This is a genomic window from Anabaena sp. FACHB-1237 (genome assembly GCF_014696225.1).
Taxonomy (GTDB): Bacteria; Cyanobacteriota; Cyanobacteriia; order Cyanobacteriales; family Nostocaceae; genus FACHB-1237.
In genome coordinates this window covers 81,340-95,919 of the sequence record NZ_JACJPV010000003.1, presented here as the reverse complement: position 1 = coordinate 95,919, position 14,580 = coordinate 81,340, and the positions used below count along the sequence as shown (strand labels likewise).

Sequence of the window (14,580 nt, the reverse complement as noted above, 5' to 3'; positions counted from 1 at the left end):
CTTTAGTAATGTTAGTGAAAATTTAGTGAAAATGGTAATTCACTGTTTGGTTTTTGACTATTTTACCTTGAAATTTGATAAATGTTAATATTTTTTAAATCTGTTATTTTTCCAAAGTTTTTGATTTAAGATAAAGAAAAGAAAGATCCCGGACTTCTAAGAAAGATCCCGGACTTCTTAAAGAAGTCCGGGATCTATTGGGATTTATTTAAGAAGTCCGGGATCTATTGGGATTTATTTAAGAAGTCCGGGATCTGGAAAGATATATATTAGAGAATGTAGCTATGTCAAGACTCTTAATTACTCAGTATCAAACAGAAGTAGCAAAAATTATTCAATATGGAGGTTCACGCAAAGAAACTTCCATCCGCTTTGCCTTTCAAAACCTGTTAAATGAATATTGTAAACCCCGTGATTTTCTCCTCATTCCCGAATTAGATTATAAACTACCCAATGGTAAATTAGTCTATCCTGATGGTACTGTGAAAGACGCTTTACGCTTGGATTGGGGATACTGGGAAAGTAAAGACCAGTATGATAATTTGGATAAGGAAATTGAGGCTAAACTCAATAAAGGTTATCCCGATAGTAACATCCTATTTGAAGATTCTCAAACTGCGGTTTTAATTCAAGCGGGTACGGAAACTATGCGCGTTTCCATGAAAGATGCGGACGCGCTAGATGGTATCATTAATAACTTTATTAATTTTGTGCGTCCTGAAGTGCGGGACTTTCGAGAAGCGATAGAAATTTTTAAACAAGATATCCCCATTATTTTAGATTCTCTCAGAAATTTGATTGATTGTCAAGAGGGCAATAATAAATTATTTGAAACCGCTAGAAACAAGTTTTGGGAACTTTGTAAAAAGTCTATTAACCCGGAAATTACTTTGTTAGATATTCGGGAAATGATTATTCAACATATTTTAACGGAAGACATTTTTATTAATATTTTTAGTGAGTCACAATTTCATCAAGAAAATAATGTAGCGCGGGAATTACAAGGGGTAATTTCCACATTTTTTACCGGAAGTTTAAAGCGGAATACATTGGGAAGTATTGAAAGATATTATGCAGTAATTAAACGAACTGCGGCTAATATTGTCAATCATCAAGAGAAACAGAAATTCTTAAAAGCATTGTATGAGAACTTTTATAAAGCCTATAATCCTAAAGCGGCGGATAGATTAGGAATTGTATATACTCCGAATGAAATTGTCCGGTTTATGATAGAGAGTACGGATTTTTTAGTACATAAACATTTTGGGAAGTTGTTAGCAGATAAAGATGTAGAGATTTTAGATCCTGCGACGGGTACGGGGACTTTTATTACGGAGTTAATTGATTATTTACCAACCCATAGTTTACAGCACAAATATAAACATGAGATTCATTGTAATGAGGTGGCTATTTTACCTTATTATATTGCGAATTTGAATATTGAATATACTTATAAACAGAAGATGGGAGTTTATGAGGAGTTTGAAAATATTTGTTTTGTGGATACTTTGGATAATACGCTATTTGCAGGTAAGCAAATGGATTTGTTTGCGATGACTGTGGAGAATACTGCGAGAATTAAAAGACAAAATGATCGGACTATTTCTGTAATTATTGGTAATCCTCCTTATAATGCAAATCAAGCTAATGAAAATGATAATAATAAAAATAGAAGTTATCCAACAATAGATAAATTGATTAAAGAAAGTTATGTAAAATATAGTAATGCTCAAAAAACAAAGCGATATGATATGTATTCTCGTTTCTTTCGTTGGGCTACAAATAGACTAAATAAAAACGGAATTTTAGCTTTTATTACTAATTCTTCTTTTATACATTCTAAAGAAGCTGATGGTTTTAGAAAAGCTGTTGCTAATGAATTTAGTGAAATTTATATTATTGATTTAGGTGGAAATATTTGGGAGGGAGACAAAAGTGGAAATGTATTTAATGTTAAAGTAGGAATAGCAATTAGTTTTATGATTAAAAAATTAAATAATAAGAATTTACCATGTAAAATATTCTATAGTAAAATTCCTAATGTTAATGCCGCTAATGCAAAGCTAAAATATATTTCTCAGTTGAAATTTTCTGATATTGTGTTTCAACATATTATTCCTGATAATAATTACAACTGGATTCAAAATACAGATACAGATAATAATTTTATTGAACTATTACCTATAGTGAATAAAGAAACTAAATTATGCAAAAATGCTGATGATGAACAAGCTATTTTCAAATTATTTTCATTAGGTATAGTCACTAATAGAGATGATTGGAATTATGATATATCACAAAAAAACTTAACCAATAAAATTAACTATTTTTATAGAATTTATTATCAAGAAAAATTAAGGTGGGAAAAATTAAATTATCCCCATCATTCTAAAATATCAATAAATGATTTTGTTGATAGAACTATTAAATGGACTTCTGAATTAGAACAGCATTTAATAAGAGGATCTAAATTAGAATACAATAGTAATTGTTTAAGTATTGGATTATATCGTCCTTATTTTAAACAATATGTATATTATGATAAAATTATTGTACATAGACTATATCAGCAAGATTCTATTTTTCCGATAAACAGTAATTCTGAAAATTTAATAATTACTTTTACTGATACTGGTTCACAAAAACCTTTTATGACTCTTGCTAGTAATACTATTCCTGATTTACATTTAAACGGTGCAGCTTGTGGTACACAATGTCTCCCCCTCTACCGTTACGACAAAGAAGGAAAACGCATTGATAACATCACAGACTGGGGACTAAAACAAATTCAAACCCATTATCAAGATGAAACAATTACCAAAATAGACATCTTTCATTATACCTACGCAGTCTTACATAACCCTGAATACCGCAAAAAATATGAACTGAATTTAAAACGCGAATTTCCCCGTTTACCCTATTATGAAAACTTCCACCAATGGGTTATCTGGGGAAAACAACTCATGGAACTTCATATCAATTATGAAACAGTCACCCCTTATAACCTAACCCGTGTGGATATTTCCTTAAAAGACACCCCTTCGACTTCGCTCAGTGAACGTCAAAAAACCATCAAAGTGAAATTAAAAGCAGATAAAACCACAGGTAAAATCATTTTAGATGACATCACCACATTATCAAACATTCCCCAAATAGCCTGGGAATATATGCTAGGAAATCGTAGTGCATTAGAATGGATATTAGATCAATATAAAGAAAAGAAACCAAAAGATCCTACCATTGCGGAAAAGTTTAATACCTATCGTTTTGCAGATTATAAAGAACAGGTAATAGACTTATTAATGAGAGTGTGTACAGTGAGTGTAGAAACGATGAAAATAATTAAAGAAATGGGATAATTTGACATACTCACCGACCTAAAGGCGCGGTGATTCTTGACGCTTCATTGACTGATGCTACCTAAGTAGTCTTACTCTGCCTCTGCGTCCGTAAATTTTGATTATTAGCTGTGGAAATTTGTTTCCAGGGTAGTGCACAAGCTAAACAAAATAAGCCATATGTGGCTTATTTTGACACCAATGAGCTCATGCTTTACCCATGCTGACTTGGTGATTCCTCGATCTTCTTTATTTTGGCATTTCTTGACTTTGTTTTAATGCTGCTTGAATTTCTGGTAAGTCCAAAAATTTCTTGGTATCTGAAAGTAATTTTTGCCCCCACAGGTTCTCTTTCAAAAAGTCCAAGTCCGCATAACGTTCATCAATACGCAATGCTGAGATGGCCATGTTGACCCCTTTTTGGCGATCGCCTTGACTATATATAGCTACTGATAATGCTAATAATGGTTCTGCTGCTTTATTATTTATCTTTACTGCGGTTTCCCATTTATCTATTGCACCTTTAATATCTCCTTGTTCATATTTAATTAAACCTATATTATTAATTGCTGGCCAAAATTTCTCATCTTGCTGTACTGCTTGATTAAAATAACCTATAGCCTCTGGGTATTTACTGAGCATATAGTAGGCATTACCCAAGTCAAACAAACCTCCAGCATATTTGGGTTTTAATTTTAACCCTGCTTCATAATACTTAATAGACTCTAGATAGTCTTTTTGTTGAAAACTCGCTGAACCTAGAGCAAAAATTACTTCAGGGTTTTTGGGGTTGAGAGTTTGGGATTTTTTTAAAGATTTAACTGCTTGATCAAATTCTTTAGTTTGCAAATACAATGTACCTAACAACCACCACACTTTATCATTTTGCGGAGCAAGTTGAGTAGCAAAATTAGCTCTAATTAATGCCTGTTGAATTTGCTGAAATTGGGCTAAACTTGCTGCTTCTTCTGCTAATATTAGACCTTGTTTTTCTAACTGGGCCGTATCAATTTGTACTGTGTGAGGTATTAATGCTTGAGCTTGAGCTTTGGGCATATTCCACAGACTACAGAGTACTAAAAGAGAAATTAAACCAATCTGTTTTGGCACAATACCGCCTCTTAACCACAAATTAATTAAATATAGCATATCCTTTTTTTATTTCAAACCGTTCGTTATGGTTCTGATTTTAATAGGACTTACGCAAGCGTCACACCAAAAATCTGATGTAAGCTGCGTCAGATATCAAAAATCTATTTAGTTACTTGCTTGATTTATGTTGTCTGACCATTCTACTAATGTTCCAGTTGAGTGAGTCCTGTTTAAGTTTTAAGTTCCAACTAAGTCTTAGCATAACCTGATAAAAAATAGTATGATTAAGGATTGTGTTACCTGCCCAAAATTTGAGCAAATGTGAATATGTCCAAAAACCTAACACCATCCCTTAGTGATCATCTTCCCTATCCTCAACCACAACAAAATAGTATTCGCATACGCGGTGCTAGGCAGCATAATCTGAAAAATATTGATTTGGATCTGCCTCGTGACCAGATGATTGTATTTACAGGTGTATCAGGTTCTGGTAAGTCATCTTTAGCGTTTGATACCATTTTTGCAGAAGGTCAACGCCGTTATGTAGAATCTTTAAGTGCTTATGCTCGGCAATTTTTAGGACAGTTGGACAAACCTGACGTGGAAGCTATTGAGGGTTTAAGTCCGGCTATCTCCATTGATCAAAAGTCTACTTCCCATAATCCCCGATCTACAGTGGGTACAGTCACAGAAATTTACGATTATTTACGTTTATTATATGGTCGGGCTGGTGAGCCCCATTGCCCACATTGCGATCGCTGTATTTCGCCGCAAACTATTGATCAAATGTGCGATCGTATTATGGAACTTCCTGATCGTACCCGCTTTCAAATTCTTGCTCCTGTGGTACGTGGTAAAAAAGGTACACATCGCAAACTTATATCTAGTTTAGCATCTCAAGGTTTTGTCCGAGTGCGGATAGATGGTGAAGTGTTTGATCTGTCCGACTCCATAGAACTGGATAAAAATAATACACATAATATAGAACTGGTTATTGATAGACTAGTTAAAAAAGATGGCATTCAAGAGCGTTTAGTAGATTCTCTCACTACTTGCCTACGGCAATCTCACGGAATTGCCATGATTGAAATATTACATGATACACCGGAAAAAACAGGAACACCGGCAAAAAATGAGGATATTTCCCAAGTAGAAAGCCATAGAGAAATGGTATTTTCAGAAAATTTTGCTTGTCCAGAACATGGGGCAATAATGGAAGAATTATCACCGAGATTATTTTCCTTTAATTCGCCCTATGGTGCTTGTACAAATTGTCATGGAATTGGTACATTAAGGAGATTTTCACCAGAATTATTAATACCCAATGAAAATTCTCCCATGTATGCAGCGATCGCTCCTTGGTCTGAAAAAGAAAATTCCTATTATTTAGAATTATTATATGCAGTGGGATTAACTTATGGTTTTGAATTACAAACTCAATGGGGCAAATTAACAGCAGAACAGCAACAAATAGTATTATATGGAGAAGAAAAAATCACCCAAGATAAAAAGCAAAATTTTAAAGGAGTAATTCCCATTTTACAAAGACAATATGAAGGAGGAACAGAATTAATTAAACAGAAATTAGAAGAATACTTAATAGATCAACCTTGTGAAATGTGTGGAGGTAAAAGATTAAAACGTGAAGCCTTAGCAGTGAAATTAGGACAGTATGGAATCTTAGATTTTACCACTGTAGCAATTCGGGAATGTCGAGAAAGAATAGAAAACTTACAATTAAGTCCTCGACAAGCACAAATAGGGGAATTAGTTCTCAAAGAAATTAAAGCCAGACTACAATTTTTATTAGATGTAGGATTAGATTATCTTACCTTAGATCGTCCTGCCATGACCTTATCAGGGGGAGAAGCACAACGTATTAGACTAGCGACACAAATTGGTTCAGGACTAACAGGAGTTCTTTACGTTTTAGACGAACCAAGTATAGGTTTACATCAAAGAGATAATGGTAGATTATTAACCACATTAACCAAATTGCGAGACTTAGGCAACACATTAATAGTAGTAGAACATGATGAAGAAACCATTCGCGCAGCCAACCATATAGTAGATATTGGTCCTGGTGCAGGAATACATGGAGGAAATATAATTGCCCAGGGAACATTAGCAGACTTATTAAATGCGGAAGACTCATTAACTGGTGCATATTTATCAGGAAAAAGAGTAATTCATACCCCAGCCAAAAGAAGAGAGGGAAATGGGAGAACCTTAACTTTAAAAAATGCCCATCGCAATAATTTAAAAAACGTGACTGTGGAAATTCCCCTAGGAAAATTAGTTGCTGTCACTGGAGTTTCTGGTTCAGGAAAATCCACATTAATTAACGAATTACTCTATCCAGCCTTACAACATCATCTGTTAAAAAGAGTACCTTTACCTAAAGAAATAGATGAAATTAAAGGTTTAAGTTCTGTAGATAAAGTCATAGTAATTGATCAATCTCCCATTGGTAGAACACCGCGATCTAATCCTGCCACATATACAGGAGTATTTGATATTATTCGTGATGTATTTTCCCAAACAGTTGAAGCCAAAACCAGAGGTTATAAACCAGGACAATTTTCTTTTAATGTCAAAGGTGGCCGATGTGAAGCCTGTAGTGGACAAGGTGTAAATGTGATTGAAATGAATTTTTTACCCGATGTTTATGTCCAGTGTGAGGTGTGTAAAGGTGCGAGATATAACAGGGAAACATTGCAAGTGAAATATAAAGATAAATCAATTTCTGATGTTTTGAAAATGACAGTAGAGGAAGCATTAGCATTTTGCGAAAATATTCCTAAAGCAGTGGCCAAATTGCAAACTTTAGTGGATGTAGGTTTAGGTTATGTACAATTAGGACAACCAGCAACCACTTTATCAGGAGGAGAAGCACAAAGGGTAAAATTAGCCACAGAATTATCACGTAGGGCAACGGGAAAGACATTATACTTAATTGATGAACCAACTACGGGATTATCATTTTATGATGTACATAAATTATTGGATGTATTGCAAAGATTGGTAGATAAAGGTAATTCAATTTTAGTAATTGAACATAATTTAGATGTGATTAGATGTTCAGATTGGGTGATAGATTTAGGACCAGAAGGAGGAGATAAAGGAGGAGAAATAATTGCCGCAGGAACACCAGAAGATGTGGCGAAAAATCCGCGTTCTTACACTGGGGAATATTTAAGGCAAGTGTTGGAACAATATCCGGCCATGGCATAAAAAATGATCAACTTCTTTGATAATTTGGTTCTTCCGTACCTGTTAAGTTGACAGCAATCAGCACTACTAAACCCCTATTGACTCCTGATCATGCTATACTCAAGATAGTTTTGCTACAACTAATTATGAATCACTTAGCATCAGAAGATACTAACATCTCCAAAACAGAACTAATTTTATATTTAATTCCTGTTATGGGTGTTGTACCGTCGCTATGGAGTCTATACCATCATCAAGGTGACAAGGAAAAATTACGAGTTAGTCGTTTGTCTGTAACTTTGACTTTTAGTTGGATAGTGACTTATTTGCTGTTAGGGACTGGTGCAGCAACTTCTGATTTTCTGGCGTTGAGATTGTTGATTTTAAACAGCTTTCTTACTTCTGCTTATTTTTTAGTAAGTTTATGGTTAATTTGGCGTGTATTTCAGGGAAAAGTAGCCCGTTTATCAGGTTTTAGTGGTTTAGCAACACGAATTTTCCCAAAATGAGGTAATGATCAAGTTGCCCAAGCAAGATTTATACAAAGCTGGGTGAGTTGCTAAAATACCCCATAATGACTGATCAGTGATCAGTACCAGGAAATATTTTTTGGATTTATGTAATTTACTGTGGGAATCTGGAGAAAAATTTGGTTAATATAGTCTGATCTGGTGGAGATAAGCTGTTGTGCTTTTAACTTGAATAATTAATACAAGCAAGATGCTTGTGCTACTGTAACTTCAGGTTTTTTAATTATACAGTTTAGCTGCACATTAGCTTATAAGTTAATTTAAAATATTCAATCATATTATACGTGAGGAATTTTGTGACTAGTCAAAAAGCATCATCAGAAGACCAACAAGCAGCTAAGAAAAAATTAAAGCGTAAAAAATCTCGATCATCCAAATCACAGCGCTGGGTATGGTTTGGAATTGCCATGGGTAGTATTGCAATAGCATCAGGAATGTCCATGGCTTTATTAGCATGGTTTTGGGAAAGCACACCTTTACAGCAGGCACAGTTAAGCAAGAAAGAGGCGGAGGTTTTTGATAGTGATCCCATTTCTAGAGTAGGGTTTCAATTTTCTGAATTAACTCGTCCTGTAAATATTCTCTTAATGGGTATGAGTGTACTTCCTCCAGATATACAAAATCCGCCATCGGATAGTAAAAATCTGCGTTATTTACCACAAGTAAATTCCTTTGATGGTCTATCAGATGTGATGCTGTTGATCAAATTTGATCCAGATACGAAGAAGATTGTCATGCTTTCTATTCCTAGAGATACTCGCGCAGAAATAGAAGGTTTTGGAGCGAAAAAAATCAATGCAGCTAATGTAGATGGTGGACCAGCATTAACAGCAAAAACTGTGAGTAATTTATTAGGTGGGGTGGCAATTGATAGATATGTGCGGATTAATGTTTTAGGAGTAAGTAAACTGATTGAGGCTTTAGGTGGTGTGAATGTTTATGTACCTAAAGATATGAAATATCGGGATGATTCCCAACATTTATATATTAATTTAAAGGCTGGTCAGCAACATTTGAATGGGGAACAGGCTTTACAATTATTGCGTTATCGTCATGATGAGTTAGGAGATATTGGCAGAATACAGCGTCAACAAATGGTAATTAGAGCCTTAATAGAACAAACATTAAATCCCAACACTTTGACACGATTAACGGAAATTTTAAATGTGGTGAAAGAAAATGTTGATACTAATTTATCGGTAGAGGAATTAGCAGCTTTATTAGGTTTTGGTTCAAAAATTAATCGCTCGAATATGCAAATGTTAATGTTACCTGGTCGTTTTAGTGAAAATGGTGAATTTAAGGCTAGTTATTGGATACCTAAAGAAAGAGATATTGCTAAATTAATGTCTTTACATTTTGGTGTGCAGTCCAATGTATTAGAGGAGGAAAAAATACAAAATCTGAGTAATTTAAAAGTAGCTATTCAAGATAGTACAGGAAGTGAAAGATCAAAAATGCGTCCTTTAATTAGAAGTTTAGAAAAGGCTGGATATACTAATATTTTTATTTCTAAACCTTGGGGACAGCCTTTAGATGTGACTCATATTGTCGCTCAACAAGGTGATGCAGATAGCGCGGAATCTTTGCGGAATATTTTAGGTTTTGGTGAGGTGCGAGTGGAAAGCACTGGTAATATTGCTTCCGATATTAGTATTCAATTGGGTAAAGATTGGTTGGAAAATCAAGCGATGTTTGAAAATTCTAGTTCTGATAGTAGGTGATAGCTGACAGTTATGAGGGGAAAGAATTAAGAGTTATGTTTGACATCCCCGACTTCTTCAAGAAGTCGGGGATATTGTTTATTTATGATTTGATTTCATATTGTTTAAAGCCTCCCAACTACTGGCTATGGGCATTCTCCAACCTGTGCCAAATGCCCTATCTGTAATTTTCAATCCTGGAGGGGCTTGACGACGTTTAAATTCCGCACGAAATAATAATTTTAATACTTTATCAACTATCTGTGCATCATGTCCACAATTAACAATCTCTGCGGCTGATTGATGTTGATTGATTAATCTTTGTAAAATATCATCCAATATATGATATGCTGGTAAAGAATCTTGATCAAATTGTCCAGGTTTTAATTCTGCGCTGGGAGCTTTTGTAAGAATATGGGTGGGAATTATTTCCCTATTTTGTTGATGATTTAACCAGTGACATAATGAATAAACTCGCGTTTTGGGAACATCTGCAATTACAGATAAACCTCCATTCATATCACCATATAAAGTACAATAACCAACAGCAATTTCTGATTTATTGCCTGTGGATAGGAGTAAATAACCGAATTTATTAGCGATCGCCATTAATAAATTACCACGAATCCGCGCTTGTAAATTTTCTTCAGCAATGCCAAATTCTGTATCTTTAAATAATTCTGCCAATGATTGATCAAAACCTTGCATTAATTCCCTAATGGGTAAAATTTGGGTACTAATATCTAAATTTTTGGCTAATTGTAAAGCATCATTAATAGAATGTTCAGAACTATAGGGGGAAGGCATTAAGACTCCTAATACATTTTCTTTACCTATAGCATAACTAGCGATCGCTGCTACTAAAGCTGAATCAACTCCTCCACTTAACCCAATCACAACTTTAGAAAAACGGCATTTTCTCACATAATCTTTTACTCCTAAAATCAATGCTTGCCAAATTTCCTCATCTGCTGAATTTGCTAATTCTGTGATTTTACTTAATGCTAAATCTTGCTTTTCGACATCAAATGTAATATTAATAAAATCACTATAAAAAGCCTTAGCGCGACAAATAACTTCCCCTTGACTATTCATAGCAAAACTACAGCCATCAAAGATTAAATCATCATTTCCTCCCACTTGATTCACATAAATCACAGATTTTTTAAAAGTGACAGCACTATGATTTAACATTGCTTCTCTAACTTTTTGTTTACCCACAGTGTAGGGAGAAGCCGATAAATTAACAATTAAATCTACGCCAATAATTGCCAAATCAGCAATAGGATTTACAGTATAACTGCGTTTACCCCAAAACTCCTCATCATTCCACAAATCTTCACAAATAGTTACTCCAATATCTACATTATCTAAAGTGAAATAATTGGGTTGTAAACCTGGAGTAAAATAACGATTTTCGTCAAAAACATCATAGGTTGGTAATAACCTTTTATGAAAATATCTGTGAATTTTGCCATTTTCTAATAAAGCAATACTATTAAATAATGGTTTAGTTCCTGTAAGATGTGCTTGATCATTTTTAGCTACTGTTCCCACTAACACAGCTAAATTTTGAGGTATATCTGTTGCTAATTTTTGTAATGTGTAATCCATCATTTCTACAAAGCTAGGATTTAATAATAAATCTCTAGGTGGATAACCACAAATAGATAATTCTGGTGTTAGTAATAAACGCACTCCTGTAGCTGCTGCTTCTTGGGATAATTCTAATATTTTGGCAGCATTTCCAGGTAAATCACCAATAATAGGGTTAAGTTGGGCAATGGCTATTTTCATCGTAGTTATGATATAAATTGAATATGGATTACTTGTTTGGCTTCCACGCTGCGCTATCATTCCCAGTCGGGCTAAATAAACACCAATGGTTTATCTTTAAATGGTGCAAATGCTTCTGCATCAAATTTATATAAACTTGCTGGCCTTCCCGCACCTCGTGATACTTTAATCCCTGTATCTGATAAAAAACCTAACTTTAGTAACCGGGAACGAAAGTTAGAATAATCAGAAAAGTTTTCTCCTAAAACGGCGCTATATAGTTGATATAAATCATTTAAAGTAAAGGTTTTAGGTAATACTTCAAAAGCGATAGGACTATATTCTAATTTATTTTGTAATCTTCTATGGCCATAGGCAATAATTTCATTGTGATCAAATGCTAGTTGGGGAATTTTATTAATAGGATACCAAGAAACACGAGAATTTTGATCAATTTTATCAGCTATTAATTGTGCTTCGTCAAATCTGACTAAGGCAAAATAACTTACTGATAAATAACGCACTCCATAACTATCAATTTTTTCTCGCGGATCTCTATTTGGTCCACCAAAAGTATAAAGTTGTTCTAAGTAGAGATTATTGACTTTGATTTTTTCCGCCATAATTCTATATGCTGCATCTTCTAAAGATTCTCCTTGTCTAACTAATGTTCCTGGAAGACTCCACAAGTTCAAAAATGGTTCTTGTTGTCTTTTTCTTAATAGAACTAATAACCTATTTTCCATGGTATCTACAGAGAAAATTACGTTATCAACTCCCACTTTAAAATCAGCTAATGTTTGTTGATTTCTGGGCTGATTTTCGATGTTTAAATCTGAGTTTGGGTTAGGTATGGGCATTCGTACAAATGCTGTTGATGAATATAGGCAATTACAGGAGGTATTAAGGTGTTAATATCTCTTTTTTCACGAAAAGCAGTGGAGGAAACATTTAAACCAGTAATGTTAGCGATCGCTATTTTTCCTCCTATTTCTTCTAGTTTTTCTATACTATCATGATCTATGATATATCCCGGACGAGGAATTATCAATAATTTTACTTGTGTTAATAAATCATGAATATGATACCAGCGATGTAATTGATTAATTAAATCTGAGCCAATTACTAAGGTATATTCGACATTTTCTCCCCAAATTAATTTGGCTTTAGCAACAGTTTCTAATGTTTTCCAACTACTTAAATTTTGATTTATAACCACTTTATTTTGATGATTTTGAGAAATATCATCAATGAGTAATTTTAACATAGTTGCGCGATGTTCTAAGGGCGTTTGTTGCAATTTTAAACGATTATCTGCTGCCCACACTACCACTAAATCATAATGTGTAGATAACCATTTCATGATCATCTGATGTCCTGTAGTTGGGGGATCGGCACTAGTGCCAAATAAAGCAATTTTCATCATGGTTTTCAATGATTATTTTGGGTTATTTCTTGATATTTCTTCTAGTTTCTGTGGTTAATTTTTCTAAGGTTGGTGATATTTCAACTTTTGCAGGAAGGGGATTTTCTAATGTTCGCATTTGGACAGGTAAACTATTAACTGAAATTCTCGTTCTTTCTCGAATTACGGCTAAACTTTCTATGGTTTGTAATGGTTTTCCATTTTCCATCATTAATTTTAATAAAGGTTGGGCATCTGGATAATTATCAGTGGTTAAACCGAGAGTATCAAAGACAAATTTATCTGCTTGAAAATGGCGGAAAATCTGTTTTTTACCAGGATAATTAAATTTACCAATTGATTCTTTCATCACGGGAATACCATCAATGTCTACTAGTTTATAAACTCCATTTACAGGTGTTCCCGTAACTAGTTTTGTGCCAATACCATAACTATCAATTGCGGCTTGTTGTTGTATTAATCTTTGTATTTCCCATTCATCTAAATCTCCACTAGCGAAAATTGAGATATTTGGTAAAAGCGATCGCACTTTTTGGGATAAAGTAACTAAATCTCCTGAATCTAAACGCACTCCTGATAATTGTAAATTACCACAATTTACCTGTACTGCTAATTTTTCTGCTGCTGCTATAGTATCATAAGTATCTATTAATAAAGGCGCACCAGGGAAATATTTATGAAAAGCCATAAATGCTTGTTCCTCACTGCCCTCTAATGCTGATAATGCCATAACTAAAGCGTGAGCCATTGTACCACTAGGTTTTTCTCCTAATTGTATGGCTGCTAACACATTGGAAGTAGCATTTAAACCTGCTGCTAATGCCGCTCTAGCAGCCCATAATGAGGCTTGGGGGCTAAAAGCTCTTCTTGTACCAAATTCTAAAATAGTAGCTTTTTCACCGGCGATATCTCTAATTCTTGCTGCTCTGGTAGCGATTAATGTTTGATAATTAATGGTGTTTAATAGATAGGTTTCTATTATTTGTGCTTGCCATAATGGGGCTTCAATTCTTAATATGGGTTCATGGGCAAATATAGCTGTTCCTTCAGGTACTGCCCACACATTACCAGCAAAAGATCCGGTTTTTAATAATTGCCAAAACTGCTCATCTGCATGATCAAAGATGCCAGTATTTTTTAAGGTACTAATTTGATGATCTGTGAATTGAAAGTTAGTTAAATATTCTAAAACCTGGCTTAAACCCATGACAATTAAATAGTTAAAACCGTTGGGTAAACTTCTCACAAATAGCTCAAAACTGGCTGTTTTTTGTGCTATTTGTTCTCCTGCATAACAGGCAGTCATGGTTAACTGATAAAGGTCTGTTAATAGGCTATAATCTTCTGGATGCAGGTTTAATTCCCGGTCACTTAATGTAGTCATTTTCTTATCTACTATTAACTTCATCTATTTATGGTAACTTTCACCATAAATATTGTCAAGTAGTGCAGGGAAAAATATTTTCATTGTATAAAAAGGTACTAATGTACTAAATTTGGGA

The 14,580-nt window shown here is 34.2% G+C and carries 9 protein-coding genes; 4 read left to right on the top strand and 5 right to left on the bottom strand.

The features are described from left to right. Nucleotides 1-284 precede the first annotated feature (284 nt). Nucleotides 285-3,359, top strand: coding sequence for a type ISP restriction/modification enzyme (locus tag H6F32_RS02230; RefSeq protein WP_190367707.1), 3,075 nt, complete (start codon nt 285-287; stop codon nt 3,357-3,359). Nucleotides 3,360-3,587: 228 nt separating this feature from the next. Here the strand turns inward: H6F32_RS02230 and H6F32_RS02225 are convergent, their stop codons facing one another. Further along, the gene (locus tag H6F32_RS02225; RefSeq protein ID WP_190367807.1) at nt 3,588-4,448 is read right to left on the bottom strand and encodes a tetratricopeptide repeat protein; all 861 of its coding nucleotides are present in this window, start codon (nt 4,446-4,448) and stop codon (nt 3,588-3,590) included. 309 nt (nt 4,449-4,757) lie between these two features. Between H6F32_RS02225 and uvrA the strand changes: the two genes are divergently transcribed. From uvrA to H6F32_RS02210, 3 genes are all read left to right on the top strand, one after another. After that, nucleotides 4,758-7,664 (top strand): excinuclease ABC subunit UvrA, encoded by a 2,907-nt coding sequence (uvrA, locus tag H6F32_RS02220; RefSeq protein ID WP_190367706.1) that lies wholly within the window; start codon nt 4,758-4,760, stop codon nt 7,662-7,664. Nucleotides 7,665-7,789: 125 nt separating this feature from the next. Next, nucleotides 7,790-8,152: a hypothetical protein gene (locus H6F32_RS02215; RefSeq protein ID WP_190367705.1), complete on the top strand. Its 363-nt coding sequence runs from the start codon at nt 7,790-7,792 to the stop codon at nt 8,150-8,152. Nucleotides 8,153-8,469: 317 nt separating this feature from the next. Beyond that, nucleotides 8,470-9,897 carry an LCP family protein gene (locus H6F32_RS02210; protein WP_190367704.1) on the top strand — a complete coding sequence of 476 codons (1,428 nt, stop codon included), beginning with the start codon at nt 8,470-8,472 and terminating at the stop codon, nt 9,895-9,897. A 78-nt stretch (nt 9,898-9,975) separates the two neighbouring features. On the opposite strand, the gene H6F32_RS02205 is transcribed toward H6F32_RS02210, so the two are convergent. The 4 genes from H6F32_RS02205 to H6F32_RS02190 form a co-directional block, all read right to left on the bottom strand. Beyond that, entirely contained in the window at nt 9,976-11,673 is a 1,698-nt protein-coding gene (locus H6F32_RS02205; RefSeq protein WP_190367703.1) for an NAD+ synthase, read from the bottom strand. A 71-nt stretch (nt 11,674-11,744) separates the two neighbouring features. Further along, entirely contained in the window at nt 11,745-12,512 is a 768-nt protein-coding gene (locus H6F32_RS02200) for an NrtR DNA-binding winged helix domain-containing protein (protein WP_190367702.1), read from the bottom strand. Continuing rightward, nucleotides 12,482-13,075, bottom strand: coding sequence for a nicotinate-nucleotide adenylyltransferase (locus H6F32_RS02195; protein WP_190367806.1), 594 nt, complete (start codon nt 13,073-13,075; stop codon nt 12,482-12,484). The genes H6F32_RS02200 and H6F32_RS02195 overlap by 31 nt, the downstream gene beginning before the upstream one ends. 25 nt (nt 13,076-13,100) lie before the next feature. Next, nucleotides 13,101-14,462 carry a nicotinate phosphoribosyltransferase gene (locus tag H6F32_RS02190; protein ID WP_190367701.1) on the bottom strand — a complete coding sequence of 454 codons (1,362 nt, stop codon included), beginning with the start codon at nt 14,460-14,462 and terminating at the stop codon, nt 13,101-13,103. Between the last annotated feature and the right edge of the window lie 118 nt (nt 14,463-14,580).